Genomic DNA, 12,227 nt, shown 5'->3' with positions numbered 1-12,227 from the left:
ATTGGACATTGAATCACAACCGCGGATCAACTTCTTCACTTTCCAGCGCCAGCACCCCAAACACACATTCGTGGGTTCTCCGCAGCGGCTCTTTGGCTACGAAGCGCTCCAATCCTTCGAGTCCCAGGGTAAATTCCCGGATGGCTAGCGAGCGCTTGTGGCCCAGGCCACGGCTTTTCAGGCGCTGAATTTGTTCAGGATGATCGTATTCCGGGCCGTAAATGATGCGCAAGTACTCGCGACCCCGGCATTTGATGGCTGGTTGGATGAAACCATTTTCTCCACGCGTCAAGAATTGGCGGGGTTTGATCACCATGCCTTCCTGGCCGCGGGCGGTCAGTTCCGTCCACCAGGCAGTGGCGGCTTGAATGCTGGTTTCGTCCGCCAAATCCACCAGTTGATAGGGGGTAGCCAAAAGCAGTTCGGGATCGGCGGCACAAAAAGCGGCAATTTCCTCCAGGTGCCAAAGGTGATCCTGGGCGCTGTGTACCTTCCCTTCTGTGGCCAAAATGTGGAAAGGCGCCAGCACCAGCCCCTTGAGGCCATCCACCGGGTAGCAATAATTGCGGTAGGCTTGGGTGTATTTTTCAATTGCTTCGCCGCGCGCGGTGTAGCGGTTTTGCAACTCAGACAGTGGCAAGTCACGGGGTGTTGCCAGCTCAAAGGCCGCCTGCAATGCCGCCATCGAAGCAGTTCCTGCTGCGTGCAAACTGGCGTATTGGTTTTTGAGCAATTCCTGCGCTTTGGCCGACCAGGGCATCAGTTCGCAATCCAGGCAAACCCAGTCGGTTTCGTGTTTTTCCCAAAAACCACTTTGTGTCAATGCCGCGTTGATGCGTTGGAGAAAAGCGGATTCCAGGGCTTTGTCGTCAAAAAAAGCCCGCCCGCTACGGGTATACGCTACGCCCCAGGCCGGTTTGAACAAACCAAAACGGCTAGTGGCCACCTCTGGCGTTTGGCACACCACCACAACAGCCCGCGAGCCCATGTGTTTTTCCTCACAAATCAGTTGGGTAAGCCCCATTTTGCGGTAGTACTCAAAGGCCTCCGTTGGGTGTTCGAGCAAATCGGGCAATTGGCTTGTTTCAGTAGGCGACATGGTGGGAGGCAAATAAATCAGCCATTTAGGGTTGATCGCAAAACGCGACATCACCTCCAGCGCCGCGATGGCGTTTTCTTCTTTGATCAAAATCCGCTTTTCAAAACGGGTATCGATGAAGCGGCGGCCACTCACGTCTTCCATGTCCAACATATCGTCATTGGCATGCTGGGCGCTCACGCTTACAGTAGCAGTAGTGCGTTGGATGGGTCGTGTCGGCTTGTAATATTCTTGCAGGGCGGGCACCGTCACCAAGATTTTTTCGGGATAGCGCAAGGCGGTCAGTCTGCCGCCAAAAACGCAACCCGTATCGATGTCGATGGTATTGTTGAGCCATTCGGGATCGGGTACGGGGGTGTGTCCAAAAACGACCATCGCTTTGCCTTTGTATTCAGCGGCCCAATTGTAGCGCACGGGCAAGCCAAACTCGTCGATCTCGCCCGTTGTTTCGCCATAAAGGCAGAAGGAGCGTACCGCGCCGCTGGCACGGCCCTGCATGTCTTCGCGCAGGCCGGCGTGGGCGATGACCAGTTTTTTGTCGTCAAAAACCAGGTGACTGACCAGCTCGTTCAAGAATTTGCGTACCTCGTGCACAAATTCGAGGGGCTCGTCGGCCAGTTGAGCAAGGGTTTCGGCCAAGCCATGGCGCACTTGCACCTCTTTGCCCTGGAGTTTGCGTTGCAATTTTTCATCGTGGTTGCCAGGAACGCACCAGGCTTGCTGATTTTTAACCATGCTCATTACCAGCCTTAGTACTTCCGGTGACTTGGGGCCACGATCCACTAGGTCGCCTACAAAAACAGCCTGTCTTCCAGGTGGGGGAGTTACGTTAAAGCCGTAATCCAGAGCGGGATCTTGCCGTTCGATGTGGTAATCCATTTTTTCGAGCAACAGTTGCAGCTCCTCGTAGCAGCCGTGTACGTCGCCAATGATGTCGAATGGACCGTGTACGGAAGAAAAATCGCTCCACAATGGGGTGCGACGGAACTGTACCATATCCATATCCTGCTCACTGTCCAGAATATGGACGTAGCGAAAGCCGTCTTTGCGCAGAAAACCCAGGGAGCGCTGCAAGTCGCGGCGCTGGTGGTGGATGACGTGGGGGCCAAAATTGCGGTCTATGCGCTGTTCATGGCGCTCGAGCAAGAGCCTTTCCGGTAAGTTCAAAACGATGGCCACGGCCATTACGTGGTAAGCTTTGGCGATGGCCAGCAGATTTTTGCGGGCTTCGGGCTGCACATTGGTGGCATCTACCACGGTGAGTTTGCCTTGCTTCAGGCGTTTGGCCACAATCAGGTGCAGCAGTTCGAAAGCATCGGCATTGACTCCCTGGGCATTTTCATCGTCGGTGATCAAGCTGCGGCAAAAGTCGGAGGAGACAATCTCGGTGGGAAGAAAATGTTTTCGGGCAAAAGTAGATTTGCCGGAACTACTGGCGCCAATGAGCACCACCAGGGCCAGCTCGGGTATATCAAGTTGACCTGGATGGAAATTATTAGATTTTTCGGGGCTGCTCATGAACCTGCTTTTTGTTTTGAACCACTTTCAAGTATGTGTTGTTCCTTCACAATCGTAAAAGTAACGCATTGGTTGAATTTTACAGGCATCCATTGGAAAACAATCTGACGCTATGAATAGCATGTATTTCAGCCACTTGATTATTTTTTTTTGAAGGCCAAACTAATTTTCCGTAAATAGCGTTTCCTTAGGGTTTTGAAATGCCCGCGCAAAATAGAAGCAAAAGCAAAAATATAATTTTTGGCGATTTCTTTATTTCGTGGCATTAAATTTTATATTTGCGCAATATTTTGAAAAGTAAAATTCCCGCTATGGAGAATGAAGTAGTACGGTACTCAGATGCAGAATTGGAAGAGTTCAAAGTGCTGATAGAAACAAAACTAGAACGTGCATCCACCCATCTGAGCGGACTTCAAGAGCAAATTCTTGAAATCACCGAAAACACCAGCGACGAGCATGGTGGTGACTGGGTAGATGATAGCAGCATCAATAACGATGTTGAGATGCTCAACAACATGGCCATTCGCCAACGCATGTACATCCAGGATCTGGAGAATGCTCTGGTACGGATCAAAAATAAGACTTACGGTATTTGTATCATCAGCGGCCAACTGATCGACAAGCGCCGCCTCTTGGCTGTGCCAACTACCACCAAGAGTTTGGCGGCCAAAGTAGCAGAGCAAGTACCTACGCCTGAAAAGAAAGAGCGCCAGGAAATAGAAAGACCCGTAGTAGAGAAAAAACCAGTGGAAAAGAAACCAGTGGAAAAACGCATTACTACGACCATCATCCGCAAGTCTTCACCAGCCAAAAAGAAACCGGTTGAAATCGAAGACCTGGAAGACGAAGACGACGAACTGGGCATTGGCAAAGACATCTTCTTTGACGATGATCAGGACATTTTGTACGGCGCAGTTTCTGATCTTGAAGAAGATCTCCTTGAAGATACCTCCTCTAATGGTGCCGAAGATGACGATGACGAACTTTTGGGCGGCATTGGCATGGGTAGCGATGATGATGGCAGCGACGACGGTGACGACGACGGCGATGATTATTAATCTGAGGCTTCGTTGAAAAAAATGTACTCCAATTCGTTGCAAATTCTTTTTTGTTTTTTTACCTTTGCATTCCCAATTCGGGGATAAGCAATTTTTTTCTGTTAGAATCACAAAATATCATCATCCATTATGCTGATCATCGAAATCAAAGATGGCGAAAGCATCGACAAAGCACTGAAGCGTTACAAGCGGAAGTTCCAAAATGCTGGCGTGATCAAAGAATTGCGCAGACGCAAAGAATTTGTGAAGCCTTCCGTAAAACGCCGCGGTGAAGTGTTGAAAGCCATCTACCGCGAGCAGGTTCGCGACGAGCAGGACACCACCACGATGTAACTTCCACCGATCTTTTTCGGCGGAATGCCGATCGCTATACACAAAAAGGGCTAGTCAGGGTAATTTAGAATTTACCTCGACTAGCCCTTTTTGTGTTTTCAATATCCAATAATCAATATCCAATATCCAATAATCAATGTCCAATATCCACGCGGGTTGGAATGGAGGGATAAGCAAGGTTTTGACTCGCGGATGCAAGATCCCGAATTTACATCCGCGGGTTCAAATGGTTTATTCTCGAACCAACTTTAACCCGCGTGGACATTGGATATTGGATATTGATTATTGGACATTGAAAAAAACTACGGTCGAATAACCATCAATCTTTTCGTACTAAGCGTCCGCCCTCGCTCGTCTTTGAGGCTGTACAAATACGCCCCTTTCTTCAGTTTGGAAATATCTACCTGCTCGGTGTAATTGCCATTGATGGTGTACATTTTGCTCCATTCTTCTTGTCCGATGATGTTATAGATCGACAACTTGTAAGTGCCGGGAGGCAGATTGAAAAACTCAAAACGCACATCAGAAATTGCAGGATTGGGGGAGACGTAGATGTCAGATCGGACATTGGCCAGGTTTTGCACGGGGTTTTCTTCTTCCCGGGGCTTGAATTCTATTTTGAGTACTTTTTTTTCATTGGAGCTCATCCATACCCGCGCCACCGGTTCTTTGCTTTTGCTGTTGTAAAAATGGTACGAAATCCGCTTTTGGGTGCGCAACAATTCCCGATCTCTGACCGATCTGGTTACGTCTTGCCAACGGCGGCGGCCTACTTTCACTTCCAGTTTCATTTCTACGATTTCGATGCGTTTTTCGCGCAGCACCTCAAAAATGCCCCCGGGAACGATGATGCGCCCATAAGAATCGACATCGTATTGGCGGTCGTAGCTGACCCGCAAGCGGAGGGAATCGGGGCTAACGGGCAGTTTTTTTCGAAACCAGCTTGGAATTTCGTCTTCCCCCAAGGTAAGCACCAGGTTGCCATCGGCCTGAAAAGCATCGCCGTAGCGGAGGCCGTAGCGCCGCTCAACGAGCCCTGGAGAATAGCGCAAGATGGATTTTTTATTCAGGTTGAGTGGATCGGGACCAACCGCCCCCACTAAGATAAGATCATTGCCCTGGGTACGGAAATACCCTTCGGTTTGTTCGTCAAGCGGAGCGGTAAATTCAGCGTTTTTAAAAAGCTGGTCTGCGCTCCCTTTGCTGGCTGCACGCCAAACGGTGCTGCGGGTATAGGGGGCTTCCAGCATGGCAAAATCCCAACGCTGGTTGCGCCCTGATCCAATATTGCGGATGTTGGCCGGCAAATTGTCTACGGCGGTCATAAGGGTATCGCCTGCCCGAGGCATCAAGGATGTGGGAATGTAAATCTGGGACTGGCAGCTCAGCCAGCTCAGGCATATGAAAATGCACAGGAGCAAGTGCTTCATGACTAATTGGGTTGCAACAATTCTAATCGATAGCCCGGCAAAGGTAGAAAAAGGATTGGGGATTACCGAATTAGCACCAACTGATTCAAAAGGAACCGCAGTCAAAAATAATTTGTTGGAGGCAAATGGGGAAATTCCAGCAATAAATTGCCTAAAATTGCACTACGTAAATACAAGCCCAATATGAGTCAGACTGCCGCAAAACAAGCCGTCCGTTACCAATCGCCATTGAGCATTTTGTCTAAAGCAAACCTGAATCCCAGTGGCATTTTGTCCAAGGCGGATCTGAATCTTGCCCGCAAAGTATTGCTTGCTGAATTTGATTTGAAACAACAGACCACCATCAACTGGGAAGGCCGGGAAATCAGCCGGGACGACGTGTTGAAAATGTTTGACTCCTTTGATTCGAGCAATCTCATCGAATTTCACAACGTCATTCAGCAGGATCCTGAACTGAAGAAATTTCTCGAAAAACACCAATTCAATCCAGATGATGAATTTGTAGAGCATCCCCTTTATCAAAACGAGGCATTCAAGGCGTTTGTTGGGCCGTACTTCGGGGCGGCATTGAGTGCAAATTATGTGGCGTTGCTCAATAATCCCGATTTCGTGAAGGGCAAAGCTTTGCTGGCAATGCCCAGACTATGGGACAGTGCATCCGAACAGCAATGCTGGAGTGAAATTGGCACTGCCCTGGAGAAAAGACTGGAAGAACTCAAGTCGGCAAAAAGCAATTTGACGTCTTATGGCATCAGTGTTGGTGGCCGTGGGGAAAAAAGGTTTTTTCATCCTGATGTGGTGTCATTATTGAATTTTTTGCCCGATTCTTTCGAAGAATTCAGGTCAAATTATGGACTTGCACTGATCGAATTGGCCGCTCAATGCTACAACAGCGGGCAAGCCGAAACGTGCGAATACATTGTCAATCGGGTCGAGAATTTGAATGGCGGTTACCGCTTCAAATTTGTATTGAATAATTTCATTGGAGAATTAAACAAGCTCGATTTGCAAGCGGCTAGATCCAGTTCAAGCGGCTCTTCAGGACGAAGTGGAACGTGGGTTATCATCTCCATCGTCATTGCGTTACTGAGATTAATGACGCTTTGCAACAATTAATTAACGTCGAAAAATTTACCGCAAGCCAGTTAGCGCGGCCACTTCTGCTGACTGCTTTTCACTAGAAGGCAAGATGGCGAGCAAACCATAAATGATAGAGGTGAGCTCGTCGTAATTTTGTCTTTCCAGTGCTTTTTCACCAATGTCTTTGAGTTGTTGGGCTTTGTCCGGATTGAGGTACCGATCGTTGGGGATGGAAGAAAAATAATGAAAGTACATGGCCAGGATCTTGGGATTTTTTTGTTCTATTTCCCAGGATAACGTATTCAGGTCTTCAATTTTGTGCTTGATGATGGCAATGTTGTCTCCATTCAGGTATTCCCGCTCGTTCTTGATGATTTCTTCAAAACGGGTTTTGTACGCTTTTGAATCTATGCTGTCCACGCTTGCTTCGCAACGCCGTTTTGCCTCAAAATAGGTTTCCCGAATCGCTTCCGTGCGATCCACTTTAAAGAGCAGATCCAGGCTTTGAGCCAGTTGGCGCTTCTGCTCTTCCATTTGGTATTTCAGATCGCCACTGTCTTCGTCCATCAATTTGGGCAACATTCTGGCCAATTCTTCCAACTCGTGGCGGAGTCTTTGCAAGCGACCTGCCCGCTCGTAGTCTTCCCGTTGCTCCAGTTTTTCCAGGTTTTTGCGCGCCCTGAACAGCAACTCTTTCACCTCTTGCCGCAGTTTGTCGATGTTCAGGTAACGTTCCGAAGGGTTGAAGGTGTTTTCTAGTTCCTGGCTAGTCATCGCAAACCAAACGTTGATTTTCAAGTCGCGCGATTCCGAAATTTCCAGGGTGATTTCTACATCCGAGCCTTTGACCAGGTTGAAGGGGATATCCCTACCCGAAATGGAGATGATGCCCAAAGGCAAGCAACTGGAAGGAGAGGCACCGCTGCTCCCTTCCAGAACGTTGATGATCACCGAGTCGTCCGAACCTTTGTTGATGGTGCGGCTGATGGTGCGGAAAAGGGTTTTTTTGAGCGGCAGGATGGAATTTTTTTCAAAAACCAGTTCCAGTCGAGTCGCATTGATGTCTACATCGTCCACCTCCAGGCAAATGTCATTGGGCAAAGGCTGGCCATACAGGTTATATTTTCCCTGAATGATCCCAATTGGGCTGGCGTCGGAGCTGATCAGGTTGTTTTTTGCATCAAAAAAACGCAATTGAAAAGTATTGAATGCATTGCGTACCAGAGGCAGCATTTCACTGATTCGGGTTTGTGCTGGTTTGAGGCCACTGTCATAGCCGCCATCTTCGCGGGTAATCCGGTAATTCATACCTTTGGACAAGCCCTTTAGTTCGGCAGTAAAGTATTCGGTGGTCTCCTGGCTGGTTTTTGCAAAAGCCATATTGACCTCGATGCTTCCTTTGGCAAGGGGTTGGGAGACTGGATTTGTATTTTGCTGTTTGGTTTTACCTCCGGCATAATAAGCAGCACCCAATGCCACGGCGGTAGTGGGGTCTACACTGAAGTTGACTGGCACCCCCAAGGCCTGCTCGATTTGAGCCCGCACGTAGGGAATGTAAGTACTGCCCCCCACCAAAACTACCTGATTCAGATCAGCAGGAGTCAGGCCATTGGTTTCGAGCAGGCTCAAAACCATGTTGACGGTACTTTCGATTTTCGGGCCAATAAGTGCCTCAAAATCCTGGCGGCGCACGGGTACAACGCATTCAAAATCATTGCCAAGATCGTCTTCGGTTTCGATTTCTACCTCAGCCACGTTGGACACCGAGAGTTGAATTTTTGCTTCTTCTGCTTTGAACAACAGCTCGTAATATAGCCGATTGAGTCGACCGTTTTTGCCTTTCAGATCGGCATAGAAATTTCGGAAAGTACCTTGTGCTTCAATATAGGGGGCGATTAAATTCTCGATAATTAGGTTGTCAAAATCTAGTCCACCCAGGTAATTGTCGCCTTGGTGGTCTAAAACCCGCATTTCGCCCTCTTCGAGTTTGACCAATGCCGCATCGAAGGTGCCTCCGCCCAGGTCATACACGATCCATTGGCCTTCGAGTACTTTGGTTTCAGCACCCGAATTGGCAAAGGCGAGACTGGCTGCCACGGGCTCTTGTAGGAGCACTACTTCTTGAAAACCTGCTTCATAGCCGGCTTTTTTGGTGGCATTGCTCTGGATGGTATCAAAGGAAGCCGGAATAGTGATGACCACCGAATCCGGGATCGGGGCATCTACAATAAAGTTTTTCAGCTCATTGAGCACCAGGGCAGAGAGTTCGATGGGGCTTTTGTCGGCATTCAGGTTGGGTACGGTGAATGTTTCGGGTGTGCCCATTTTGCGCTTAAAAAAGCCGAATACATTGCTGGGGTCTTTTTCCACGTATTCTCGGGCTTTATCGCCTACAATGACGCGGTCTTTGCGGAAGGCAACTACGGAAGGCAGGGTATTTTTCCACCCAATCGGATTTTTATATACTTCTACTTTGCCTTCTTTGTAATGGGCGATCAAGGAATTGGTGGTACCCAAATCTATGCCGAAATCTATGGTCATGAGTTTATTTTTAAAGATAAAGCGCGGGGCTTTATGCACACTATTTTAATGTAATCAAACAGCGGATACAATCACCACACCGCGTTGCACCAACAAGAGTTTTTGTTCCTCTTTAAAAAAAATAATGGGCTTGATGACTGAAACCACCCGGAGGTTTTCGGTGGAAGGCCCATCAATACTGGCTTCTAAGTCGGTGCGTGTTTCATTGTATACTTCCCCCTGAGGATCCTGAATGTGTAACCCCAAGGATTCCAGGGCGTTTTTTATGCGTGCAACCTGACGTGAAACCAGCCCCTCCACAGCGGATTGGGCAAGTTTTTTTTCCAGGTCAAATTGTGCGTTGGCAATGGTAAGGATGGCAGGGTTTACTAAGTTGGACATTTGTGAGTTGGTTTACTTGTAGCAGTCTAATTTTTACAAAAATAAACCAGTTCGTTTAAATCAACAAAAAAATTACGAAGTTGGGAAAACAAAAAAGCACCACCGAAATCAATCGATAATGCTTTTTTTGTTTTGGCTGTGAGGGAAGGACTCGAACCTTCACAGGGCGGTTAGCGCTAGCACAGAAAACTTGGTGGTCAACCCCTGGGCCGTTTCCGCGGTCCTATGCTAAGTTTATTCCGGGCTCCCTACCCCCGAGACAAGAGGGCATGGCTGCCAAAATTTCATCACCTCACATTGTTGTTTGAGGGCAAATTGAGTTTGGAATTAAAGCGAATCTTTGCATCTTTGCTGCCCAAAATCGCTCCGCTCAATTGCTTTGATGAAGCAAAGTTAAAAACAACTCTACATTTATGCAAATTTTTTAAAGAAAATTCTAAAAAATTTTCATTTCGATAAAAAAACGGCGATTTTTTGAAAAGCCCCTTTTCTTAATTTTGTGCTGCTCAAGTATTTTTTAAAATTTTCAATACCGTTATTATCTTCACCCCCATCAAGGCTTGACCAAAGAGGATCAATTGACCTGATCGTTAGAATTTAAACTGTGATCGTTAGAATTTAAACTGTGATCGTTAGAACTTAAATATATGTGGCAAAGAAGACTTACTGTACTTTTAATTCCTGGGCTATTGGCTACAGGATTGGATCGATGGTCTAAAATATGGGCCGTAAACAACCTGCGGGAGCAGCCCATGCGCAGCTACCTCAACGACATGTTCAGGCTGGTTTATGCCGAGAATACCGGAGCATTTTTGAGTCTGGGATCGGGGATGAATGACACCCTGCGGTATTTGGTATTGGCCATAGTGCCAGTGTTGGTTTTGCTATACATCTTTTACCATGTGCTGACCGCTCAAAACCTGCACGTTTCCCAGCAAGCTGCTTTTGGATTTATCCTGGGAGGCGGATTGAGCAACATTTTTGATCGGTTGATGGAAGGCCGCGTCGTGGATTTTATGAACATGGGCATTGGTTCACTGCGCACGGGGATATTCAATGTGGCCGACATGTCCATCATGCTCGGCTTATTTATGATGGTGCCTTTTCTTTTTCAGAAACAACCGTTGCCAGTAGAAACGCCCGTTAAAGAAACGCCAGCGCTGGATGAAGAGGCACAACCAGAAATGCCCAACTCAGAAGAAACTACCACGCAACCTTAACCCTTTTTCTTTGCCTAAAACCAAATAACAACCATGTTTGCAGCCATACTTTCACCCGGGCTCATCGCTACCTTGATCATTGCCTATTTTGCAATGTTGATCATTGTATCACTGCGCACCAGTCGCAATGCCAACAACAGCTCTTTCTTTCTGGCTGGCCGCAAAGCACCCTGGATTTTGGTTGCGGTGGGGATGATTGGAACTTCCATTTCTGGAGTTACCTTCATTTCTATTCCAGGGGTGGTAGGAGCAGGAGGCAACAATCAAGCGTTTTCGTACCTGCAATTGGTGCTGGGCAATTTATTGGGGTACTTTATCATCGCTACCGTGTTGCTGCCCTTGTATTATCGCATGCAGCTCACCTCTATCTACACTTATTTGGAAGAAAGGTTGGGGGTGTATTCTTACAAAACCGGAGCGGCCTATTTTCTCATCTCGCGTACCATTGGTTCTTCGTTTCGCCTTTTCCTGGCTGCCAACGTGGTGGATATGTTCGTTACTGGCCCACTGGGAATTCCGTTTTGGTTGACAGTGGTCATTACGATCGGCCTGATTTGGGTATATACTTTCAAGGGTGGAGTGGCTACCATTATCTACACCGATACCTTGCAAACCATATTTCTGTTGTCCGCGCTGGTACTCAGTGTGGTCACCATCAGCAACGCCCTGGGGTGGAACCTGGGACAAATGTTTGGTGAAATCAGCCGCAGTGAATACGGCAGGGTCTTTTTCTTCGACAGTGGCTTGTCTGATCCCAACAACTTTTTCAAGCAATTCATCAGCGGGGCGCTGATTGCCATTGCCATGACGGGGCTGGATCAGGATTTGATGCAAAAAAACCTGAGTTGCAAAAACATCAAAGATGCCCAAAAAAACATGCTGACCTTTACCTCCATATTTTTGCTGGTCAACATTCTTTTCTTGTCTTTGGGGGCGATGTTGTACCTGTATGCGGCGAAGGAAGGCATCGAGTTGCCCAAAAATGCCAATGGAAAGCTGATTTCAGATTTGGTTTATCCAACGTTGGCACTCAATCACATGTCTGCTGCTACGGCAATCTGTTTTATGCTCGGAATCATTGCCTGTACCTATGCCAGCGCCGATTCAGCGCTGACGGCGCTGACAACCTCCTTCTGTATCGATTTTCTCAATTTTGACAAATCTACTGCTTCGGAGGCTCAAAAAGAGCGCACTCGGGTGTGGGTGCACGTAGGGTTTTCGCTGTTAACTTTGGTTCAAATCCTTGTTTTCAAATTGCTGAACAATGACGCGGTGATTAGCAGCTTGTTCAAAATAGCGGGATATACCTATGGCCCATTGCTTGGCTTATTTATGTTTGGCTTGCTTACCAAGCTTGCAGTACGCGATAAATGGGTGGTTCTGGTGTGCATTATTGCCCCGGTATTGACCTACCAAATCGATATTTATGGCGAGGCCTGGTTCCATTTTAAATTCGGTTTTCTCAACATCGCAGTCAACGGTTTGCTGACGATGTTGGGGCTTTGGCTGATCTCCTACCGGAAAACCACAGCTGCTTTAAATTAAATGTTAACAAGCAAAAGATTAT

The 12,227-nt window shown here is 47.7% G+C and carries 9 protein-coding genes; 5 read left to right on the top strand and 4 right to left on the bottom strand.

What is annotated here, in order from left to right; genetic code table 11:
- Positions 1-13: 13 nt before the first annotated feature.
- On the bottom strand, positions 14-2,617 hold the full coding sequence (locus tag ABW391_RS16830) for a polynucleotide kinase-phosphatase (RefSeq protein ID WP_353483062.1): 2,604 nt from the start codon (positions 2,615-2,617) through the stop codon (positions 14-16).
- 311 nt (positions 2,618-2,928) lie between these two features.
- On the opposite strand from ABW391_RS16830, the gene ABW391_RS16825 reads away from it, so the two are divergent.
- Positions 2,929-3,675 (top strand): TraR/DksA family transcriptional regulator, encoded by a 747-nt coding sequence (locus ABW391_RS16825; RefSeq protein WP_353483061.1) that lies wholly within the window; start codon positions 2,929-2,931, stop codon positions 3,673-3,675.
- Positions 3,676-3,804: 129 nt separating this feature from the next.
- Positions 3,805-4,008, top strand: coding sequence for a 30S ribosomal protein S21 (rpsU, locus tag ABW391_RS16820; protein ID WP_353483060.1), 204 nt, complete (start codon positions 3,805-3,807; stop codon positions 4,006-4,008).
- 302 nt (positions 4,009-4,310) lie between these two features.
- On the opposite strand, the gene ABW391_RS16815 is transcribed toward rpsU, so the two are convergent.
- Complete coding sequence (locus tag ABW391_RS16815; protein WP_353483059.1) at positions 4,311-5,438, bottom strand: T9SS type A sorting domain-containing protein; 1,128 nt, start codon at positions 5,436-5,438, stop codon at positions 4,311-4,313.
- 183 nt (positions 5,439-5,621) lie between these two features.
- On the opposite strand from ABW391_RS16815, the gene ABW391_RS16810 reads away from it, so the two are divergent.
- On the top strand, positions 5,622-6,554 hold the full coding sequence (locus tag ABW391_RS16810; protein WP_353483058.1) for a hypothetical protein: 933 nt from the start codon (positions 5,622-5,624) through the stop codon (positions 6,552-6,554).
- Between the two features lie 15 nt (positions 6,555-6,569).
- Here the strand turns inward: ABW391_RS16810 and ABW391_RS16805 are convergent, their stop codons facing one another.
- Together ABW391_RS16805 and ABW391_RS16800 are read right to left on the bottom strand one after the other, a co-directional pair.
- Entirely contained in the window at positions 6,570-9,059 is a 2,490-nt protein-coding gene (locus ABW391_RS16805; RefSeq protein WP_353483057.1) for an Hsp70 family protein, read from the bottom strand.
- A gap of 54 nt (positions 9,060-9,113) precedes the next feature.
- Positions 9,114-9,440 (bottom strand): hypothetical protein, encoded by a 327-nt coding sequence (locus tag ABW391_RS16800; RefSeq protein ID WP_353483056.1) that lies wholly within the window; start codon positions 9,438-9,440, stop codon positions 9,114-9,116.
- Positions 9,441-10,087: 647 nt separating this feature from the next.
- Here ABW391_RS16800 and lspA point away from each other — a divergent pair.
- Positions 10,088-10,660, top strand: coding sequence for a signal peptidase II (lspA, locus tag ABW391_RS16795; protein WP_353483055.1), 573 nt, complete (start codon positions 10,088-10,090; stop codon positions 10,658-10,660).
- A gap of 33 nt (positions 10,661-10,693) precedes the next feature.
- A complete protein-coding gene (locus ABW391_RS16790) occupies positions 10,694-12,205 on the top strand; it encodes a sodium:solute symporter (protein ID WP_353483054.1) in 1,512 nt (503 codons plus the stop codon).
- Positions 12,206-12,227 lie beyond the last annotated feature (22 nt).

It is taken from the genome of Haliscomenobacter sp., from assembly GCF_040403615.1.
Taxonomy (GTDB): Bacteria; Bacteroidota; Bacteroidia; order Chitinophagales; family Saprospiraceae; genus Haliscomenobacter.
Note: the sequence above shows the minus strand (reverse complement) of the source record. Positions and strands in the feature narration are given on the sequence as shown.